This is a genomic window from Anaerobacillus sp., from assembly GCF_046314235.1.
In the GTDB taxonomy this organism is placed as follows: Bacteria; Bacillota; Bacilli; order Bacillales; family Anaerobacillaceae; genus Anaerobacillus.
Map to the genome: position 1 here is coordinate 35,607 of NZ_JBKBWN010000001.1, position 21,019 is coordinate 56,625.

The 21,019-nt window shown below is 36.4% G+C and carries 19 protein-coding genes and 1 other annotated feature; of the genes, 2 read left to right on the forward strand and 17 right to left on the reverse strand.

Translation table 11 applies throughout. The annotated features are described in order from the left end of the window. Positions 1-89 precede the first annotated feature (89 nt). The 13 genes from aspS to ACK4M9_RS00240 form a co-directional block, all read right to left on the reverse strand. Positions 90-1,877: an aspartate--tRNA ligase gene (aspS, locus tag ACK4M9_RS00180; RefSeq protein ID WP_409846635.1), complete on the reverse strand. Its 1,788-nt coding sequence runs from the start codon at positions 1,875-1,877 to the stop codon at positions 90-92. A 26-nt stretch (positions 1,878-1,903) separates the two neighbouring features. Continuing rightward, positions 1,904-3,175: a histidine--tRNA ligase gene (hisS, locus tag ACK4M9_RS00185; protein ID WP_409846637.1), complete on the reverse strand. Its 1,272-nt coding sequence runs from the start codon at positions 3,173-3,175 to the stop codon at positions 1,904-1,906. A gap of 171 nt (positions 3,176-3,346) precedes the next feature. Next, positions 3,347-3,585, reverse strand: a binding site (T-box leader). Positions 3,586-3,655: 70 nt separating this feature from the next. Further along, the gene (locus tag ACK4M9_RS00190; protein ID WP_409846638.1) at positions 3,656-3,832 is read right to left on the reverse strand and encodes a hypothetical protein; all 177 of its coding nucleotides are present in this window, start codon (positions 3,830-3,832) and stop codon (positions 3,656-3,658) included. A gap of 167 nt (positions 3,833-3,999) precedes the next feature. Beyond that, entirely contained in the window at positions 4,000-4,437 is a 438-nt protein-coding gene (gene dtd, locus ACK4M9_RS00195) for a D-aminoacyl-tRNA deacylase (RefSeq protein ID WP_409846640.1), read from the reverse strand. Positions 4,438-4,450: 13 nt separating this feature from the next. Next, positions 4,451-6,625 (reverse strand): RelA/SpoT family protein, encoded by a 2,175-nt coding sequence (locus ACK4M9_RS00200; RefSeq protein ID WP_409847331.1) that lies wholly within the window; start codon positions 6,623-6,625, stop codon positions 4,451-4,453. Between the two features lie 215 nt (positions 6,626-6,840). Continuing rightward, positions 6,841-7,356 (reverse strand): adenine phosphoribosyltransferase, encoded by a 516-nt coding sequence (locus ACK4M9_RS00205; protein WP_409846642.1) that lies wholly within the window; start codon positions 7,354-7,356, stop codon positions 6,841-6,843. Between the two features lie 85 nt (positions 7,357-7,441). Continuing rightward, positions 7,442-9,781, reverse strand: coding sequence for a single-stranded-DNA-specific exonuclease RecJ (gene recJ / locus ACK4M9_RS00210; protein WP_409846644.1), 2,340 nt, complete (start codon positions 9,779-9,781; stop codon positions 7,442-7,444). Between the two features lie 63 nt (positions 9,782-9,844). Continuing rightward, entirely contained in the window at positions 9,845-10,153 is a 309-nt protein-coding gene (locus ACK4M9_RS00215) for a LapA family protein (RefSeq protein ID WP_409846645.1), read from the reverse strand. Between the two features lie 74 nt (positions 10,154-10,227). Continuing rightward, the gene (locus ACK4M9_RS00220; RefSeq protein WP_409846647.1) at positions 10,228-11,124 is read right to left on the reverse strand and encodes a cation diffusion facilitator family transporter; all 897 of its coding nucleotides are present in this window, start codon (positions 11,122-11,124) and stop codon (positions 10,228-10,230) included. Between the two features lie 195 nt (positions 11,125-11,319). After that, positions 11,320-12,243 (reverse strand): protein translocase subunit SecF, encoded by a 924-nt coding sequence (secF, locus tag ACK4M9_RS00225; protein ID WP_409846649.1) that lies wholly within the window; start codon positions 12,241-12,243, stop codon positions 11,320-11,322. Next, on the reverse strand, positions 12,233-13,522 hold the full coding sequence (secD, locus tag ACK4M9_RS00230; RefSeq protein WP_409846651.1) for a protein translocase subunit SecD: 1,290 nt from the start codon (positions 13,520-13,522) through the stop codon (positions 12,233-12,235). The genes secF and secD overlap by 11 nt, the downstream gene beginning before the upstream one ends. Before the next feature lie 222 nt (positions 13,523-13,744). Next, a complete protein-coding gene (locus ACK4M9_RS00235; RefSeq protein ID WP_409846652.1) occupies positions 13,745-14,026 on the reverse strand; it encodes a post-transcriptional regulator in 282 nt (93 codons plus the stop codon). 126 nt (positions 14,027-14,152) lie between these two features. Further along, complete coding sequence (locus tag ACK4M9_RS00240; protein ID WP_409846654.1) at positions 14,153-14,638, reverse strand: COG2426 family protein; 486 nt, start codon at positions 14,636-14,638, stop codon at positions 14,153-14,155. 197 nt (positions 14,639-14,835) lie between these two features. On the opposite strand from ACK4M9_RS00240, the gene spoVB reads away from it, so the two are divergent. Next, entirely contained in the window at positions 14,836-16,410 is a 1,575-nt protein-coding gene (gene spoVB / locus ACK4M9_RS00245) for a stage V sporulation protein B (protein ID WP_409846656.1), read from the forward strand. 234 nt (positions 16,411-16,644) lie between these two features. Here spoVB and ACK4M9_RS00250 read toward each other — a convergent pair whose 3' ends face one another. Further along, positions 16,645-17,316 (reverse strand): DUF421 domain-containing protein, encoded by a 672-nt coding sequence (locus tag ACK4M9_RS00250; protein WP_409846657.1) that lies wholly within the window; start codon positions 17,314-17,316, stop codon positions 16,645-16,647. A 132-nt stretch (positions 17,317-17,448) separates the two neighbouring features. Next, positions 17,449-18,738: an ArsB/NhaD family transporter gene (locus ACK4M9_RS00255; RefSeq protein ID WP_409846658.1), complete on the reverse strand. Its 1,290-nt coding sequence runs from the start codon at positions 18,736-18,738 to the stop codon at positions 17,449-17,451. Between the two features lie 217 nt (positions 18,739-18,955). Between ACK4M9_RS00255 and ACK4M9_RS00260 the strand changes: the two genes are divergently transcribed. Then, complete coding sequence (locus ACK4M9_RS00260; protein ID WP_409846660.1) at positions 18,956-19,342, forward strand: TIGR04086 family membrane protein; 387 nt, start codon at positions 18,956-18,958, stop codon at positions 19,340-19,342. Positions 19,343-19,402: 60 nt separating this feature from the next. On the opposite strand, the gene yajC is transcribed toward ACK4M9_RS00260, so the two are convergent. Together yajC and tgt are read right to left on the reverse strand one after the other, a co-directional pair. After that, a complete protein-coding gene (gene yajC / locus ACK4M9_RS00265; RefSeq protein WP_409846662.1) occupies positions 19,403-19,669 on the reverse strand; it encodes a preprotein translocase subunit YajC in 267 nt (88 codons plus the stop codon). Positions 19,670-19,840: 171 nt separating this feature from the next. Beyond that, a complete protein-coding gene (tgt, locus tag ACK4M9_RS00270; protein ID WP_409846664.1) occupies positions 19,841-20,980 on the reverse strand; it encodes a tRNA guanosine(34) transglycosylase Tgt in 1,140 nt (379 codons plus the stop codon). Between the last annotated feature and the right edge of the window lie 39 nt (positions 20,981-21,019).

Consider the following 21,019-nt stretch of genomic DNA (forward strand, 5'->3'; position numbering starts at 1 on the left):
ACAATATATCATGTTTAATTTGAAATGTAAATTAATTCTAGCTTGGACAATCGAACTTTTTTTCAGGCAATTCGACCTTGCTTGACAGATTACGCTTGTACTTTCTCTTCCTTTTTGGGAATGACAGAAAGGTTTAACTCTTGTAGCTGAGATGAACTTACGCCACTCGGGGCATTTGTTAATAAACAACTAGCACTTGCCGTTTTTGGGAAAGCAATTGTATCACGTAAATTTGTTCTTCCTGCAAGTAGCATAATTAAGCGGTCTAATCCTAAGGCAATACCGCCATGTGGAGGTGTTCCATATTCAAATGCTTCCATCAAAAACCCAAATTGACTACGAGCTTCTTCATCAGAAAAACCTAGTGCTTTAAACATATTTTCCTGTAGTTCTCGCTCGTAAATACGTTGTGAACCACCACCAAGTTCGTATCCGTTTAAAACTAAGTCATAAGCTTCCGCTCTAACCCTTTCTGGCTCAGTAGTTAATAATTCGATATCCTCTTTAACTGGTCGTGTAAACGGATGATGTTCCGCTACGTAACGGTCTGCATCTTCGTCGTATGACAATAACGGGAAATCTGTTACCCATAAGAAATTAAATTTCGTCTTATCAATTAAATCTAATTCCTTAGCGAACTTCATACGAAGTGCTCCTAAGCTATCAAATACAACTTTCTTTTTGTCAGCTCCAAAGAATAATAAGTCGCCAATTTCAGCATTTAAAGCTTTACGCATTTCTGCTTGCTCTTCTTCGCTTAAGAATTTAGCAATCGGTCCTTTAAATCCGTCTTCCTCAACTTTTAACCAAGCAAGCCCTTTTGCACCGTAAATAGCTACGAACTTAGCTAAATCATCAATTTCTTTACGAGAATACTTTAATGCCCCACCTTTAACATTAATCCCTTTAACTATTCCACCATTTTCAATAGCGGAGGTAAATACTTTAAAACCACAATTTTTTACGATAGCTGAAAGTTCCACAAGCTCCATTTCAAAACGAGTATCTGGTTTATCTGACCCATAGCGGTTCATGGCTTCATCATACGATAATCTTTGGAAAGGAACAGTGACCTCAATTCCTTTCGTTTCCTTCATTACTTTTACCATCATTTCTTCCATCATTGATAATAAATCTTCTTTATCCATAAATGAAGTTTCAATATCGACTTGAGTAAATTCCGGTTGGCGGTCAGCTCGTAAATCTTCATCACGGAAGCAACGAACAATTTGATAATAGCGCTCGAACCCAGATACCATTAATAATTGTTTAAAAATCTGTGGTGACTGTGGCAATGCATAAAACTCACCATGATGTACTCGACTCGGAACTAAGTAATCACGTGCACCTTCTGGAGTACTCTTCGTCAACATAGGTGTTTCGATCTCTAAAAACGTATTTTCATCTAAATAATCACGAATTAACTTCGTTGTTTTATGCCTAAGCATAAATGTTTCTTGCATTTGCGGACGTCTTAAATCTAGGTAACGATACTTTAACCGAATATCCTCAGAAGCATTTACCCCATCCTCAATTTGAAAAGGTAATGATTTTGCTTTATTTAAAACTTCAATTTTCGATGCTAAGATTTCAACTTTTCCAGTTAACATCTTCGGATTAACTGTCGTCTCATTACGAGCAGTAACAGTTCCTTCTATATCGATTACATACTCACTACGAATTTTCTCGGCAATTTGAAGTGCTTCAGCTGAAACTTCTGGTTGGAATACAACTTGAACAATTCCTGATCTGTCACGTAGATCAATAAAAATTACTTGTCCTAAGTCTCGACGGGTTTGTACCCACCCTTTTAAACGGACTTTTTCACCGATTGTTTGTTCTAATATTTCTCCACAATTATGCGTTCTTCCAATCACTTTTCATTCCCCCTATTATGAGTCAGTTAACTTAATTTTTGTTGTAAATAGTTTGTCAGCTCAACTAATTGTATTTCCTCTTGCTCACCTGTTGCCATTTCCTTTACGATCGCCGCACTCTTTTCAAGCTCACTTTCGCCAATAATAACCACAAATGTTGCTTGAAAGCGGTCAGCCGCCTTCATTTGGGCTTTCATCTTTTTATCTAGATAATCTTGATCACAAGAAAGTCCTGCTTGTCGTAACTTAAAGCTGATATTTGCTGCTGCAAGTTTAGCTTCTTCACCGATAGCAATTACATAACAGTCAAGGTTTTCTGTAATTGGCAATGAGATATTTTGAACTTCTAATGCCATTAAAAGTCGTTCTATACTTAATGCAAAGCCGATCCCTGGAGTCTCAGGGCCGCCAATATCTTGGACTAGACCGTTGTATCGTCCTCCACCACTAAGTGTTGTAATTGAACCGAAGCCATCACCATCAATCATAATTTCAAAGGCCGTATTATTATAGTAATCTAAGCCACGGACAAGGTTAGGATCAACGACAAAATCAATATTCATATCGCTCAATAGTTTTTTTACTTTATCAAAATAAATGGTTGATTCCTCGTTTAAGTAATCTAGAATGGCTGGCGCAGATCCCATTAACTCATGATCTCGATCTTTTTTACAATCTAAGATACGTAGTGGATTTTTAGCAAGTCTAGCTTGGCAATCCGAACAAAATTCATTTATTCTTGGTTCGAAATGATTAACTAAAGCTTGGCGATGAGCATTTCTACTTTCAGTATCACCTAGGCTATTGATAACTAGCTTGAGGTTTTTAAGCCCTAATTCACGATAAAACTCCATTGCCAATGCAATTACTTCAGCATCAATTGTCGGATCTGCACTACCTAAAGCCTCAACACCAAATTGAACAAATTGTCGCATTCTTCCTGATTGAGGTCGTTCATAACGAAACATTGGTCCAATGTAATATAACTTCGTCGGTTGGATTGGGTTTCCGAATAGTTTATGTTCAACATAAGAACGCACCGTTGAAGCTGTTCCTTCAGGTCTTAATGTTAAACTTCGCCCACCACGGTCCTCAAATGTATACATTTCTTTTTGAACAATGTCTGTTGTATCACCAACACCTCGCATAAATAACTCCGTTTGCTCAAACATTGGTGTACGAATTTCTTTATAATTATAACGACGACATAAATCTCTTGCTTTTTCCTCCACGAATTGCCAAAGTTCTACTTTCCCGGGCAATATATCTTGTGTTCCTCTTGGTATTTTAAAATTCATTCAAACCCCTCCTAAACCTAAATATGTATCTAATTTAATGTGTTTCTCTAACCATTTAAACTGTATCCATTCTTTTCAAATGAACTCATGGCAAATAACCCTTTTACACTTTAACCCTTTAATATAGTTAAGTGTTTTAGAATACAAAAAACCCCCACCCCTGATATAAATATCAGGGACGAGAGTTTGGATCCCGTGGTGCCACCCTAATTGGACTATACTAATAAAATAAGTCCCACTTTAGACAGTTAACGCCTGTGCACGTTTTCCTCTACTAAAGTTAATCAGCTTATTCAAGGAAAAACCTAAGGAGTGTTCATTCATTAAGCACACGGAGAAATGTTTTCAGCCACGACATTTCCTCTCTAACCATGCAAGCCTTAACTACTGTGCTCCCTCAAAGGTTGTAAAAATATTTTGTTAATCGTTGTATTCTATCATACGAAGTTAATGTTTGCTTGTCAATACTGATTTACGTAATTAATTTCTGGATAGCCTCTTTTTTAGGTCTTTTACATCCCCTAAAGATATTCCAAACTCTAGGGCAAGCTCGTAATTTGTTGCGTTTTGTTCTTTTTGGATAAAGTCATGAAAGTCAACTCCAATAAGTTGATGATGTCCATTTGTTGCTCCTGTTTGTTTATTTCCTGCTCTCATAATCGACTTCCTTTCAAACTCTTTTTCCTATCATGTCCAATTTACACAAATAAAAAACCATTTTCTTCAAATTTAAGAAAAATGGTTTTTTGTCCGTTGAATTTTAAGTTGTATTTATTTAATCTAAGACTAAAATTTAATTTCTTTCTAAGTAAACAGACTAGATTTTAACTTTCTAGAAGTAGCGTAACTGGTCCATGATTTAATAGTTGGACGTCCATCATAGCGCCAAAAATTCCTGTTTCGACTTTAATCCCTTTTTCACGAAGTTTTTCGTTAAATAGGTTATATAAGTTTTCAGCAATATCTGGTTTAGCAGCATTCATAAAATTTGGTCTTCTACCTTTGCGGCAGTCTCCATATAAGGTGAATTGTGAAATCGATAAGATCTTTCCACCAACATCTAGTAACGACAAATTCATTTTTCCTGCCTCGTCTTCAAAAATTCGAAGATTCGCTACTTTATCTGCTAAAAATGCAACATCTTCCTCTGTATCATTATGGGTAATTCCAACTAAAAGCATATAACCAAAGTCGATTTGACCAACGATTTCTTCATCAACAACTACACTTGCTTGTTTTGTTCTTTGAACTACTATCCTCACTCTTTTACTCCTTTTAATGCATAATTCTACGAACAGAATAGATATCAGGAATACGTTTAATTCGGTCAACAACTTTTTGTAAATGATCAACATTGTGAATGGAGATCGTCATTAAAATTGTGGCCATTTTGTTTTTATCTGACTTTCCTGAAACAGCATTAATATTTGTTCTTGTTTCTGTTACGGCTTGAAGGACTTCATTTAGAAGACCTCTACGATCATAGCCTGAGATTTCAATATCGACATTATAGTTTTTTGTTTCTTGATTATTTCCTTCCCATTCAACAGGAAGTAATCTTGTTTTTGCATCATCTGTTTTCACATTTGTACAGTCAGCACGGTGGATTGATACACCACGCCCTTTCGTAATAAAGCCGATAATTTCATCACCTGGAACAGGATTACAACACTTAGATAACCTTATTAACAGGTTGTCGATGTCTTTTACCTTCACACCGATGCTCGTTTTCTTTGTAGGAGTATACTTTTTTATATCAGATACACGCTCAGACAATGCTTGATCTTCTAACTCTTGACCCCGTTTTTTCCGAATTTTTTCCGTCAACCTCGTCGCAATTTGCGCAGCTGTAATTCCGTTATAACCGACTGCTGCGTACATGTCTTCGTCACCTTGAAAGTTGAACTTATTTGCTACAACTTCGATATTTTCACTTGTTAAAACTTCTTTTGGCTCTATCCCATGCTTCTTAATTTCTTTTTCAACAAGCTCTCTACCTTTTGCAACATTTTCATCACGTCGCTCTTTTTTAAACCATTGACGAATTTTATTTTTCGCATGGGAGCTTTGCGTAATTTTTATCCAATCCTGACTAGGTCCATAGGAATGTTTTGAAGTTAAAACCTCAACAATATCTCCAGTATTTAAGCGATGATCTAGTGTTACCATCTTACCATTTACTTTGGCACCTATACAGCGATTTCCTATCTCTGTATGGATTCGATAGGCAAAGTCTAAGGGTACAGATCCTGATGGAAGTTCGATCACATCACCTTTAGGTGTAAACACAAATACAGTGTCTGAAAACAAGTCAATTTTTAAAGATTCCATAAATTCTTGGGCGTCATTGGCATCATTTTGCCATTCTAGTATTTCTCGAAACCAAGTCATTTTCTTTTCTAATGATTGTCCATCTGAAACTGTCTTACCCTCTTTATAAGCCCAATGAGCTGCTACCCCAAATTCTGCGATCTTGTGCATATCTTCAGAACGAATTTGGACTTCTAGCGGGTCACCCTTAGGACCAATCACTGTTGTATGAAGAGATTGATACATATTTGTCTTTGGCATCGCAATGTAATCTTTGAAACGTCCTGGCATTGGCTTCCAGCAAGTGTGAATAACTCCTAAAACAGCATAACAATCTTTAATATTCTCAACAATGATTCGTACTGCTAATAAATCATAAATTTCATTAAACTGCTTATTTTGAAGAGCCATTTTCCGATAGATACTGTAGATATGCTTTGCTCTACCGTGAATATCTGCTTTTACGCCAACATCTTCTAAACGTTCTTCAATTTTCTTGACCAGTTCAGTTATATATTCTTCACGCTCAGCGCGCTTTTTCTTCATTAAATTAACAATTCGATAATATTGCTGTGGGTTTAAATAACGTAATGCTGTATCTTCAAGTTCCCACTTTATCGTCGAAATTCCTAAACGGTGCGCAAGTGGTGCAAAAATTTCTAACGTTTCATTCGCAATTCTTCGCTGTTTTTCTTGCGGTAAGTGTTTTAATGTTCGCATATTATGAAGACGGTCTGCGAGTTTAATTAAGATCACGCGAATATCTTTAGCCATTGCCACAAACATCTTCCTGTGATTTTCAGCTTGTTGTTCTTCATGCGACTTATATTTTATTTTTCCCAGCTTTGTGACTCCATCTACCAACATTGCTACTTCATCATTAAATTCTTTGCGTAACTGATCTAACGTTACATCTGTATCTTCGACAACATCATGCAAAAATGCAGCAGCAATCGTGTCAGGATCCATCTCCAACTCAATCAAGATTTCCGCTACTTGAATTGGATGAAGAATATATGGTTCACCTGACTTACGGTATTGTTCTCCATGAGCTAAATTTGCAAACTCATAAGCCTTATTTAAAAATTCTATATCTTTATCCGGAAGATAAGAACGTGCTTTTTCTAATACTTGTTCGATCAATGGAATCACCAACACCTTACAGCCTTTAATTTATTTCTTTCTATTATCGTTATAAATCGTCCTGATGTAAAGAGAGAATGCTTTTTTTATCAGAAATGTTATTACCAAACATTAAAGTATAAACAAAGAGCGCTCAAAAGAGCACTCTCAAATAATTAGAGAACGTATATATGTTTGAAAAGGGTTAGCACTACAATTCCCTTTTTTTCTCTTTATGAATACTGAGTGAGGGAGAATATTTCGTACTTGCTTAGCTTTTCGCGGCCATCTAAATAATCTAACTCAATCATAAAGACAATTCCTGCCACAATTCCCCCAAGTTCTTCTACTAACTTTACGGTCGCTTCAATCGTTCCACCTGTTGCTAGAAGGTCATCAGCGATTAACACACGTTGACCAGGTTTGATTGCATCTTTATGAATTGTTAGGGTATCTTTACCATATTCAAGCCCATAATCTACTGTAAGAACTTCTCTTGGAAGCTTTCCTACTTTACGTACTGGTACAAAGCCAATCTCTAGTGCATAGGAAATTGGACAACCTACAACAAAACCACGAGCTTCTGGTCCAACAACTACATCAATTTGTTTATCCTTTGCAAATTCAGCCATTTCATCAATTGCCTTTTTATATACTTTGCCATTTTCCATTAAAGTCGTAATATCTTTAAAGCGAATTCCTGCCTTCGGGTAATCCGGGACAATTGTAATATAGTCTTTAAAATTCATTTTTTATGTTCCTCCTAATTGTTGATAAACGCCAGACTAATGATCCAAGCAGCTTCGAAAAAGATTGTTTTTATTTCTTACATAGTTAAACAGGTTGTAAGAAAATTTGTTCAAACCATTCTTTTAATTCATTGTAAGAAGAATAATAGAGGTCGTTTTCTAAGCTTGCCTGCTCTTGCTTACGTTTGTATGTTTTTGAGTGATTAAGGTCTTTTTTCTCGATATTTGTAGAAAGGGAAATAAGTCCATTTTTTATTGTAACAAATTCTAAATCAAAAAACACCTTAACCATAAAATCAATTGTGTCAACTGACCAACCTTTATGTTTTGCTAGCTTCGAACCATGCTTACTCAAGTCAAACGTTTGTTGCTTTGTTAAGAACGCATAGAACCACTTAAAATGGTCTCTTGACGGTATAGTTGTAAAAAAATGATTTTCATTGTGATGAAAAATCGGATAGATTCTTTCCGGTCTTTTGCCTAATGATAATAGCTTTTCTAATTGTTTTTTTTCAAAAGGCAAATCCAATAAGAGTACATATTTCCCTGTAAAATCTAGCTCAGGCAAATCAGCTTCAAAAGGGACATGGAATAAATTATAATTGTCTCCAATTTTCAAGGCTGTTAATGTTGTTTCATCAAAATATACACAGACTATCTTTTCTGACGGTAGGTGCTCAAATCGTTTAAAGTTTTTACTTCCCCGACAGTCAAAAAGTTGCCAGTCCTTAACAGCAACATCTTCAATCATTAATTGTGGTTTGCAATGGCCATTCCATTCATTTATCGAAAGTGTGCCAACCGCCGAAATTTGTGCTGCCGTTGAAATTTCTTCATAGAGATATCCAAGATGGAATCCGACACCATCTATAGTATGACCATTTTGCTCTAATTGCATTTTTAAATGATTTTCTTCACTACCAATGCGCTTCATATGCGCAAGCGAGACACGATCAATCATTACTTTAGGTGTTGGATTACTCACACCAAAGGGCGCTAGTAAACTCATTTCCTCAATGACGGGTAGTGTTATATCTGGTAATAACACTTCTATATCAACATTAGTAATCGGCACATAATCAGCATCAGTTAAAACTTCATTAGCTATTACATGTAAACGACTTCTCAGCTCATCAACATTAGATAATTTCATTGTTAATCCTGCTGCCATTGGATGACCACCAAAATGAGGGAGGATATCGCGACAGTCTGATAAATTTCTAAACATATCAAAGCCTTCAATACTTCTTGCTGACCCCTTTGCTAAACCTTTTTCTGTATCAATGGTCATAACAATTGTCGGGCGATAGTATCTCTCTACTAATCGTGAAGCAACAATCCCTATCACTCCAGCATTCCAGCCTTCTTTAGCGACAACTAAAACTTTATTGTCTTCTAAAGACGAATAGTTTTGCTCAACGATTTCAACCGCTTCCTCGGTAATCTCATTGACAATCCCTTGTCTAACTTTGTTCAATTCATCAATTTCACTAGCCAAATTCTCGGCAGTTAGCTTATCGTCACAAATTAACAGTTCTACTGCAGGGGTGGCAGAATCAAGCCTCCCAGCTGCGTTTATTCTTGGTCCAATTCCAAACCCAACATGTTCTGCAGACAATTCCTTGTCAATCATACCTGTTACTTTTTTTAAAGCGACTAAGCCAGGACGATTCGTTTTTTCCAATGCCTTAATCCCTTTTTTAGCGATTAGACGATTTTCGTCTACTAGCGGCACTAAATCAGCAATCGTTCCGATAACTGCGATATCTAACAAATCTTCTGGTGCTTGACCTAGTAACGCATGTGCTAGCTTAAACGCTACTCCAACTCCTGCTAATCCTTTAAATGGATAATAACAATCTTCTTGTTTTGGATTAACAATTGCATAGGCATCTGGTAGGACAGGCGGCGGTTCATGATGATCGGTTACGATAAAATCTAACCCAATTTCCTTGGCAACATTTGCCTCATGAACGGCTGAAATTCCAGTATCAACAGTGACAACTAATGTATAACCATCTTCCTTAGCCTTCCTTAATGCAGGCTCATTCGGTCCATACCCTTCAGTAAATCGATTAGGAATATAAAAGGAAAACTGTGCGCCCAATCGATCTAGAGCATGAATCATAACAGCGGTACTACTTACTCCATCGGCATCGTAATCACCGAAAATAAGAATTCTTTCGTTGTTTTCAATGGCTTTATGAATTCGTTCAGTTGCTTGTCCCATTCCTTTCATCATGAAAGGATCATGAAACTCTGTTTTTTCAATGTATAAAAAATGACGAGCTTCTTCTACTGAAGAAATCCCTCGATTTAATAGTAAATTTGCCACGAGTGGTGATATTTTTAATTCGCTGACAAACTGCTGTTCTAAGGAATGACCTCTTCCTTCTACTTTCCATCTTTTTTTCGATCTTAACATGAATACCACACCCCTAACCTATATAGTATACAAGAGGTTAGAAGGTGTGGCAATTTAAGTTTTTCAAGTTGTAGTATTGTCTAGTTCTGGTGCCTTTTCAGTTGGTGGCTCCGTCATAGTTTTTCTTTTTAACTCATCATTTTCAGTCTGAAGTTTTTTGAGTTGCGACCTTAGCTTATAAAATTGATAAACACCAACTCCACCAACCAAGATTGCGCCCATTAAAACAGAGCTTATAATGACGATTACAAGCGGCCACTGCGCAGTGCCGAGCATATAATTGACTGTTACTACTTCCATGTTAATAACAGCAAAGCTAGTAATTAGTAAAGCAACTACCAAACCGACAATCAAACCCCATTGCCCTTTCATTTAACCAACTCCTTTTTCTTGAGATGATATTCTACTGTTAGGGTTCGTTTTGCATTACAGCCTAATACTGTAGCTTATTCAGAAAATGGGTTTATGTGTACACGAACATCTTGGACGTGTTCAATAGTTACTAATTTTTCTTTGACTTTTTTACCTATCGCGTGGCCTTGTTCGACTGTAATATCGGGATCAACAGCAATTTTAATATCAATGATAACATAGTGACCATGTTCTCTTGCCAAAAATTCATCAATCTTTAGGACCCCTGTTACTGCCAACGCTGACTCACGCATTTCAGCTGTGTCCTCATCATGAAGGACATGATCCATCGCATTATGGATTGATTGTTTTCCAAGACCCCAAGCCATTTTTATAATAAGCACTGAGACAAATAATCCTGCTAAAGGATCTGCATACACTAACCACCCAATCCCAATATGGCCACCAATAATAGACGCACCTATACCAAGCAATGCTGCAATTGACGAAAAAACGTCAGAACGATGATGCCATGCATCGGTTATTAATGCTTCACTACGATATTTTTTACCTAGGCGATATTTGTATCGAAACATTATTTCTTTGACAACAATTGAAAAAATAACTGCATAAATGGCTATAATTCCTGGAACTTCAATTGGTTCATTGAAGGATTTTATTGCAGATAGTGCTATTTCAAAACCAACAAAAAATAGTAACACCGCAACAATAATGGCTGCAATTGACTCTGCTTTTCCATGGCCATACGGATGATCTTCATCTGGTGGTAATTTCGCAGCACGAACCCCTATTAAAACAGCGACTGAACCCACAACATCTGAGGCGGAATGGACTGCATCCGCAACTAACGCCCGACTATTTGCCAACCAACCAATAACACCTTTAATTAATGCTAGAACGATATTACCAACTATTCCAACCCATGCTGCAAACTGAACTTGCTGATAACGTTCATCTTTTTGTTCTTTCATATAATCACCTATTTCTAAATTAATTACCCCGATTAATTCATAACTAAACACGATATAGTCACAAGTATTTCCAAGTAGTCAATTTTTAAAATGTAAATATGGCTAAGCATTGTATATTTTCTAGTTTATCAATATAGTTCAAAACTAGAAAAGAAAACCGTGGTTAGCCATAACCACGGTTTTCTATTACTACTATTATGCTTCATTCTCAGCTGGTTTAAAGCGCTTTTTCTCTAAACTTTTACTTTTCCAAACTAGCCATAGTTGAGCAGCGATAAATAAAGAAGAGTACGTTCCTGCTACTAGACCTACTAACAGTGCAAACGAGAAAGTTCTGATCGCTTCACCACCGAAAATAAGTAGAGCTGCCGCAGCAAACACGACTGTTAAAACTGTGTTAATCGAACGAGCTAGCGTTTGAACTAAACTTTTATTAACGACGCGAGCTAGATCCTCAAATCCTCTAATTTTCTTCTCATAGCTAAGGTTTTCCCTTATCCTATCAAAGGTAACGATCGTATCATTTATTGAATAACCAACAATCGTCAGTACGGCTGCAATGAACGGTAAATTCACTTCCATTTGTGTGATACTAAATACCGTGATTATGAAAAAGGCATCATGAAGTAAAGCAACAATCGCCGCTACTCCATATAACAACTCAAAGCGGATTGTCACGTAAATAACAATTCCAATTGATGCAAAAATAACTGAATAAAATGCATTTCGAGCAAGTTCTCGACCTACCATTTCTGTTACGGTACTAATATTTGGCTCTGAACCGAAACTTTCATGAAAATGGCGTTGAACCTTTAAAACATCTTCCTGAGGAAGTACCCCAATAAATGAAGCATAAGCCATTTCACTACGGTCACCAGCTAAAAGGACACTATCAGGTGCCAAACCAATTTCAGCAAACTCGGCATTTACTCGTTCCGCAGTTAGTGTTTCATTGCTTAATAGTTCAACCTTTGTACCACTTTCAAAATCAATTCCTAAGTTTAAGCCAATTGTTGAAAGTAGGATAACACCAGTTAATACTAAAAGGGCTGAGAAGATAAAGAACTTTTTGCGATGTTTAACAAAATCTAGTTTTGACTCTCCAAAATTAAAGTTCATTTATCTCACTCTCCTTTACACCAAATAAACGTGGCTTCTTGTTTAAAATTCTACTGTTCACCCATAACCCTAAAAGGAGTCGTGAACCATAAACGGCTGTGATAAAGCTTGTTAATATACTTACGATCAGCATAACCGCAAAGCCTTGAACCGCCATTGTCCCAAAATAGAACAACACTGAAGCAGCTAAAATCGTCGTAATATTCGCATCTAATATAGTAGAAAGAGAACGCCGACTTCCGGCTTTAAACGCAGACATTGTCGTCTTACCTGTACGGAGCTCGTCCTTAATTCGTTCATACGTAATAATATTGGCATCAACTGCCATACCTACCCCAAGAATTAATGCTGCAATACCTGGCAACGTTAAAACTGCATTCATCCAGTTAAAAACGACAAGCACTAAGTAAATATAGAAAGTTAATGTGATAACGGCAATTATTCCCATAAAACGATAGTAAATTAACATGTAAAGGAAGATTAATGCTACACCAATAAATCCGGCATAAATTGTCATTTCCATGGCTTTTTCTCCAAGTGCGGCCCCAACTGAGTTTGAGTATACTTCCTCAAGTTTTACCGGAAGTGAGCCAGCATTTAAAACATCTACTATAAACTGGGCATCTTCTAATGTAAACGTTCCTCTAATCACAACATTTGATGTATTTAGAACTTCATCTACACTCGGGGCTGAAATGAATTTCCGCTCTGCTTCTGGTTTAAGCATCTCCGCCATAAAAGAGTCGCCTTCTTGATAGTCCATCCAAATAACAAGCTGACTTCCAAGCACCTGTCTAGTTACTTCTGCAAATTTGCTTGCACTTTTTAACGTAATTGAAGGCCACGGTTGGTTCACTTCATTAAATGTTACGTTTGCGCCACCTTGCTTAAGATCAGATCCATCAAGCATTAAATTATCATTGACATCGCGGAACGATAACTGTGCTTCTGTCGAAAGTAACTCACGTGCCGTTTGTTGATCTTCGACACCGGCAAGCTGAACACGAATTCGATTTTCTCCTTCAATCGCAATACTTGGTTCAGAAACACCAATCACGTTAATTCGTTGATTCAATGCTGTTACCGTACTATTTAAGACATCAGCATCTATTACATCACCTTCATGAGCAGGATGAACTTCATACAAAACTTCAAATCCACCTTGAAGATCTAAGCCAAGCTTAATTTCTTTTGCAACATCCAATACCGTTGTGGCAACCAGACCTGCAAGAAGTGCAACAATTAGAAAAAAAGCTGCAATCCGACCTTTTTTAACCATTTAAAAATGCCTCCTTGTGGTAAATCTCTCTATGTAAATATTATGTAAAATCTAGAATGTGAAATTATTTAGGAATGCAGTAGATGTTATGCGCTCATCTATAATTCAACATTTACATTCTACATCAGTAAAGCTTGTCCATAAATTTACAACATTACAATTATAGCTGTGCTTAGTTTCTACTGTCAATTTCAATTAAGAGGTTTGCGTTTCTATTTACCCTCAAGACTCGTTTTCATCTTCAGAAGCAAACCAATTTGGTGCTTTATAGGCTCCTACGGTAAGCCAGGTCATATAATCAGTTGCCTTCAGAGTTAATATGGAATTAACTAAGTGGTTAATTTGAACATAATTTTTCTGTTTTTGAAGCTTAGCAATCACACATTCCCATAGTTCCTCTTCAGTTGCTCTGTCATACCCAACCATATGGAATTCTTCGACTTTACTCGTTAACGCAGGCATAACATCTTCTTTCCAAACCTCAAATTGTTGTTGTTCTCCCATTACACTTCCCCCTCTTGATTAGAAAAGATAACCTAATGCCATGTTCTAAATGGCATTAGTCTTAGTTCACCTGAAATTATGATCATAAAAATCTTCGAAGGGACAAGCCCCTCTCCAAAGAAATAGTTAAAACACTGAGTAAACAAACAAACTTACCCCAAGACCAGCGATTAAAACGCCAGTAACAATCGCCAGAAAGGCTTTACGAAACGGGATAAAGAAAAGGATTGCCGCTAAGCAAGCACTATAGGCACCAGTTGTAGGGAGAGGTACTGCAGTAAATAAGATTAAGCCTAGGGCGCCGTATTTTTCAACATTTTCACTTTTATTCATTGTTCGATTATAAAGCCAATCGAAAAAACGTTTATAAAGTGGAAATCTCATCATGAACGTACTTAATGGTCTAAATAAAATTAAAATCGGGATGATCGGCAAGATATTTCCTAAGAGGCTATAAAATAACGCTTCACCATAGGATAATCCAGCTAAAAAAGCAAATGGAAGCCCTCCCCTTAATTCGAGGATTGGCATGGCAGAAATAACCACAACAATTAACTCAGGTGGTAAAAAACTTAAATTCTCAACTAAAAAATTTTGGAAACTCTCTTTCAATGAAATAACTCCCCTTTTGTGTAATAGATTTGGTTGTTAATTAACGAGTTACGTTTAGGAAAATATCGAGACTATGTAAATAAATTGTAGCTTCACAACGATAACTTTAAATAATAACTTGTCATGCTTTGTCCCCTATTAAGCATATAAATAAATACGGAAAATATCCATCATTTTTTAGAGAGTAGGGGTAGTAAATGAGCAAACAAAGCTTTCTCCAAGGAGCGTTTATATTAATACTTGCTGGATTTATCGTTAAAATCTTAGGATTTGTTAATAAAATTGTCGTAGCTAGGATCATGGGTGCTGAAGGTGTTGGTTTATATTCAATGGCTGTACCAACATTAATTCTCGTCATTACAATTACCCAAATCGGATTACCTGTAGCTATTTCGAAACTAGTTGCTGAAGCAGAAGCAGTAAATAACCGCTCAAAAATAAAACAAATATTAGTCGTCTCCCTTGCCACCACAGGGACACTAAGTATTATATTTACGATCGGAATGATCGGCTTTGCTCCAATTATATCAAAGTATTTTCTAACAGATGCAAGAGCTTTTTATCCATTAGTAGCAATATCGCCAATAGTTCCGATTGTTGCGTTATCATCGGTACTCCGTGGGTATTTCCAAGGTAGACAAAATATGAAGCCATCAGCCTACTCTCAGGTAATCGAGCAAGTCGTTAGAATCACTCTTGTTGCCGTCTTAACAAGTGCCTTTTTACCCCTTGGCATTGAGTATGCGGCAGCCGGAGCGATGATATCGGTTGTTTTCGGTGAATTAGCTTCTTTAATCTATATGATTTTTATGTTTAAAACGAAAAAGAGAATTAAAGTTAGAAAAAACTTTTTTGGAAATTTAAAAGAAGGTAAAAAAACTTTCCAAGATTTAATGGCTGTTGCTCTTCCAACTACAGGGAGTCGGCTCATTGGTTCTGTTTCATACTTCTTTGAACCAATTGTCGTATCACAGAGCTTAGCTATCGCAGGAGTTACTACGGTCATAGCGACAAAACAATATGGCGAGTTAGCTGGTTTTGCCATTCCATTATTGTTTCTTCCAACATTCATTACATATTCTTTGTCTGTCTCGCTAGTTCCTGCTATTAGTGAAGCTGCCGCAGGTAAACAATACAAATTAATCCATCATCGACTCTCCCAAGCCTTGCGCTTAGCTTTAGTCTCTGGAGGTATTTCATGTGTGATCCTCTATGTGTTTGCAGTGCCGATCATGGATCTTATGTACAATGCACCAACGGTTTCTACCTATATTAAAATAATGGCTCCTTTTAGTATTTTTCTATATTTCCAAGGACCACTTCAAGCAGCACTACAAGCGTTAAACTTAGCAAAAGCTGCGATGGTTAATAGTTTAATAGGAGCGGTTGTAAAAATCAGTGCCGTATTTGTGTTAGCTTCTAGACCCGAATTAGGAATTATGGGCGCGGCTTTGGCAATAGTTGCCGGGTTTATGCTTGTAACACTACTCCATTTTGCAACATTAGTAAAAACAATTTCGTTTACATTACATGTGCGTGAATTTTTAAAAGCAAGTATTTGTATCATTTTAAGTGGTTGGCTAGCAGTCTATCTCTATAACAGTGCCTTTTTAACTTACAGCCTTTTATCAAAAACGTTAGTGTCTATAACAATTGTCTTTCTTTCATATTTAGTATTACTAATGTTGTTTGGTTTAATAAAAAAAGACGAGATGCGTCGTGTTCCAATGGTCGGGAACTTACTAGCTCATTTTATTATAAGCAAAAATTAAGCTACGTTCTATAATTTCTGATTTTCCGATCTCAACCCTCAATGAAAATTAATTATCTTCATTGAAAATTCGCTGGATCCCCTTTCTCTTCGTTGTAAAACTCTAACGAATTTTAGAGGCTCGTTCAAGGAAATCTAGCGAAAATCTAATCGAAAGTTGTTTTAAAGTGATACTTAAACATAAAAAAACGGAAAAGTTTACGCGTAGTAAAAACTGCGAACTTTTTCCGCTTTTTTATTTTTCATCTTTTAGATCGACATAAAAAGTTTGATTATCATTCAAGGAGCAGTATGATATTTTTTTTATCTCTTTATATCCTAGCTTTCGAAGCTCTTGTCGCAGCCAAAGGGGCGTTTTTTCAATTCGTTCGAGATGTTCTGTTTGAACCACACCATCTAAAACTAAAGGTAATGGTAAGTTTACTTTCTCTGCATAATTGGGATCATTCTTTTCTCTTTCTGTTTTTTTTATGACTGATAATTCTCCTGACGGTTCTAAAATCGCAAATTCTACATCTGACACGTTTCTAATATTACTTTGCCTTAGTTGGATCATTAAGTCATCAAAGTTATACCTCTGTTTTCGCATTTCACCTTCGTCTATTTTCCCTTTATTAATTAGGACAGAGGGCTTTCCGTCAATCATTTTCCGCAACCTTTCGCTCTTCAATGATATCCAAGCCAAAGTGATTTGAATACTGCACAAAATGATGATCGGTATGATTGTATTCAACATCGGAACCCTAATATTTTCAATCGAAATAACAGCTAGTTCTGCGATCATTATCGAAACAACAAAATCTAATACAGATAATTGGCCAATTTCTCGTTTGCCCATAAAACGAAAAACGACTAGGATAATGAAATAAATCAGTACCGTTCTTAAGATTATGGTCGAAAAATCCACGCAATGATCGCCTCCTTAATTTAACATCCGAGCTTCCATATGCGTTTAACAAACCTATTTATCCTAGTTTGACCATATTTGCATAAAAAATTTGGTTTAATAATTGGAAAATATAGCTGACTTTTTTGCTTGTTAATGAAAATAAATTAAATATCTAAAATAGATATAAAAACTCGATATAACGAATGATACAAAAGCAACAGGAGCTCCTACCTTTAAAAATTCGATATAGCTAAACCCTTGATTGGCACGCGCAGCTAAGCCAGCAACGATTACATTTGAGGTAGCTCCAATTAATGTGGCATTCCCACCTAAACAAGCACCTAAAGCTAGTGCCCACCATAATGGGTCTAAATTTGTCATCCCGTAATTTTGAAACTCTATTATTACCGGTATCATTGCAGCAACAAATGGAATATTGTCGACAAATCCAGATAAAATTCCTGATGCCCATAAAATTAGCATCGATGTTTTTGGGAGGTCGCCATCGGTGTAAAAAATAATCGACTTTGCGATTTCATCTATAATTCCAACCTCTTTCAACCCTCCGACAAGCATGAATAAACCTACAAAGAAAAATAATGTAACCCATTCTACTGATTTAAATACCTCTTCAACCTGTTGCTCCTCATGAGTAAGGAGAAGCAGTAATAACGCTCCTGCCATTGCTACACTAGTGAGTTCTACTCTTAAAACAGGCTGAATAATAAAACCAACCGTTGTTAAGACAAGAACGGTGACAGATTTAAATAGTAGTGGTTTGTTTTTTAAATAATTAGTAGCGGTAACTCCCATCAATTTTAACCGATTTTCTTCTGTTACTTTAAGTTTATTACCATAGAAATATGACATTCCAGCAATTACAACCGCAAAAATAATCACAACTACTGGTCCTAGATGAATTAAGAAGGCATTAAAATTCAAATGATCTACAGCTTGCCCAATCATTAAATTAGGTGGATCACCGATTAACGTCGCTGTTCCGCCAATATTAGAAGCTAAGATCGTCACAAGTAAATACGGGATCGCTGAAATATTCAACAACTTCGTTAGGGTTAAGACAATTGGAACGATTAATAGCACTGTTGTTACATTATTTAAAAAAGCAGATCCTACCCCAGTTATTAATGATACAACGATGAGTAATGGTATAGGTCTTCCTTTTACCTTCTTGGCAACGGTTATTGCAATAAACTCAAAAAAACCACTCTGGCTTGTAATTGAAACTAAAATCATCATCGAAAGGAGCAAAGTAATTGTATGCCAATCTATATGATGTATAAAGGCTGAGTTTAAATCTAATACACCAAAAAACAGCATTAACACTCCGCCCAAACAAGCGACTAGCGCTCTATTTAGTTTTTCAGAAATGATAAGTGCGTAACTTATGAGAAATATGATAAAAGCAAAGGTTAACTCCATTACGATCCCCTTTCATGTCAATCCATTGGTACATTGTATGAAAGGTTTGTCTCATTTAGAATTTCAATTCTTGTTTAGCCCGTTCTGTAGTAGTAGTGGAAGCTTGCTAATCTTTTATTACCACTGACATCTCAAAAAAATAATTCTATTTTAGTACAAGGGTGAATAAGCTTTAGTAGGTGAAAATACAGGATTTTTTGAAAGGTGGAGGGTAGGCTTGGAAAATAGAGGCATTTTAACTTCTATGCTATACGGTCTTGTTACAATTCTAGTGATCATTCTTTCAGTAAGTTTTATCATTTCTTTACTTCTAAGATTTACATCTTTAACAGAGGCATCTTTTAATTGGGTCATTATCATTTTAACTTTCGTGGCTTTAATAATTGGTGGCTTTGTTTCTGGAGGAAAATCAAAGCAAAAAGGATGGATGGTAGGTGCTGGAACAGGTCTTTTGTATTCGTTACTCGTTTTTTTAGTCCAATACTTGGGCTATAATTCAACGTTTACACTAGAACAATATTTATTCCACGGTGGCTTTTTACTAGCAGCAATCATTGGTGGCATTATGGGTGTAAACGTTGTGAGAAATTCTAGAATGGTCTAATAAGAAAAGCAAAACGAAAGGGACTTCGTAAAAGAAAGTCCCTTTCATTTTGCCTATGTACTAGTCAGGATTAACTACTTCACGTACAGCATTGCGATCAAACGTTAGTTTTTTGTTATCTGTTACTAAAAGGATTACTTTTTCATCATCGATTGCATCAATTGTTCCATGTAGGCCACCAATTGTAATGATTTTGTCTCCCTTTTTTAAGTCAGCATGCATTTGTTGGATCTTCTTTTGACGCTTTTGCTGCGGACGTATTAACAAGAAGTAAAAAATCGCGAACATAAATAGTAATGGTAAAATCGCTGTAAAAAATTCTGGCATTGTTTTTCACCCCTTTCTAAAAATTAGAAACGTAAGTTGAATCCAAGTTAAACAGATCACTTCGTTTCAATATACTTAGGACTTAATTTCTTCGTATCGAATCCGAAAAAATTAATTCGTTTCCTAACAAGTAAACGTATTACTTTCCATTATCGCTTTTTTTTCACAAATTTAAAAGTTTTTTGCATTAGGTTTATTAAAACCATACATTTCAAAAAACTCTTCACGAAAATCTAAAAGGCGGTCTTGGCGAATAGCGTCTCGGACTTGCTCCATTAATTTTAACAAGAAATAGAGATTATGATAAGAGGTTAATCTAAATCCGAACGTTTCGTCACATTTTACAAGGTGACGAATATATGCTCTTGTATAATTTTTGCAAACATGGCAATCACAATTTTCATCTAATGGTCTAAAATCTCTAGCATATTTTGCATTTCTAACAACAAGTCTACCAGTACTAGTCATACACGTTCCATTTCGACCAATTCTCGTTGGCAGTACACAATCAAACATATCTATTCCCCTAATCGCCCCGTCTATTAAAGCATCAGGCGATCCCACACCCATCAAATATCTTGGTTTATTTGTCGGAAGATGAGGTGTCGTAAATTCTAGAACCCGATTCATCACATCTTTCGGTTCACCTACTGATAATCCCCCAACTGCGTAGCCAGGAAAGTCTAAAGAAACTAAGTCTTCAGCACTCATTTTCCGTAAATCTTCATATTCTCCACCTTGGACAATTCCAAATAATCCTTGGGTATTTGGTTGCTTATGTCCTTCTAAACAACGTTCTGCCCAACGACTAGTTCTCTGTACGGATTTCAACATATATTCATGAGTAGCAGGGTATGGTGGACACTCGTCAAACGCCATCATAATATCAGAACCTAAAGCATTTTGAATTTCCATTGCACCTTCAGGACTTAAAAATAGTTTTTCGCCACTTAAATGGTTTCGGAAATGAACCCCTTCTTCCTCAATTTTCCTTAACGCACTTAAACTAAAAACTTGGAAGCCTCCTGAGTCGGTTAAAATTGGCTTATCCCAATTCATAAACTTATGAAGCCCACCTGCTTCTTTAATAATATCATGACCCGGTCTCAACCATAGATGATATGTGTTACTTAAAATAATTTGTGAGCCTATTTCCTTTAATTCCTCTGGGCTCATCGTCTTTACCGTAGCTAATGTTCCTACTGGCATGAAAATGGGGGTCTCAAAAGTTCCATGTGGTGTGTGTACACTTCCTAAACGCGCGCCAGATTGTTTACATGTTTTTATGTGTTCATAGCGAATGGCTACCATCTATTTGTTACTCCCTTCAATAAAAATACGTATTCCTAA

What these genes read in the sequence shown, in the direction of transcription:
- ACK4M9_RS00255 (WP_409846658.1), bottom strand. Translation starts at nt 18,738, where the DNA reads ATGGAGTTAACCTTTGCTTTTATCATATTTCTCATAAGTTACGCACTT.
- tgt (WP_409846664.1), bottom strand. Translation starts at nt 20,980, where the DNA reads ATGGTAGCCATTCGCTATGAACACATAAAAACATGTAAACAATCTGGC.
- ACK4M9_RS00190 (WP_409846638.1), bottom strand. Translation starts at nt 3,832, where the DNA reads ATGAGAGCAGGAAATAAACAAACAGGAGCAACAAATGGACATCATCAA.
- hisS (WP_409846637.1), bottom strand. Translation starts at nt 3,175, where the DNA reads ATGAATTTTAAAATACCAAGAGGAACACAAGATATATTGCCCGGGAAA.
- secF (WP_409846649.1), bottom strand. Translation starts at nt 12,243, where the DNA reads ATGAACTTTAATTTTGGAGAGTCAAAACTAGATTTTGTTAAACATCGC.
- spoVB (WP_409846656.1), top strand. Translation starts at nt 14,836, where the DNA reads ATGAGCAAACAAAGCTTTCTCCAAGGAGCGTTTATATTAATACTTGCT.
- secD (WP_409846651.1), bottom strand. Translation starts at nt 13,522, where the DNA reads ATGGTTAAAAAAGGTCGGATTGCAGCTTTTTTTCTAATTGTTGCACTT.
- ACK4M9_RS00220 (WP_409846647.1), bottom strand. Translation starts at nt 11,124, where the DNA reads ATGAAAGAACAAAAAGATGAACGTTATCAGCAAGTTCAGTTTGCAGCA.
- recJ (WP_409846644.1), bottom strand. Translation starts at nt 9,781, where the DNA reads ATGTTAAGATCGAAAAAAAGATGGAAAGTAGAAGGAAGAGGTCATTCC.
- ACK4M9_RS00215 (WP_409846645.1), bottom strand. Translation starts at nt 10,153, where the DNA reads ATGAAAGGGCAATGGGGTTTGATTGTCGGTTTGGTAGTTGCTTTACTA.
- ACK4M9_RS00235 (WP_409846652.1), bottom strand. Translation starts at nt 14,026, where the DNA reads ATGGGAGAACAACAACAATTTGAGGTTTGGAAAGAAGATGTTATGCCT.
- ACK4M9_RS00205 (WP_409846642.1), bottom strand. Translation starts at nt 7,356, where the DNA reads ATGAATTTTAAAGACTATATTACAATTGTCCCGGATTACCCGAAGGCA.
- yajC (WP_409846662.1), bottom strand. Translation starts at nt 19,669, where the DNA reads ATGCCAGAATTTTTTACAGCGATTTTACCATTACTATTTATGTTCGCG.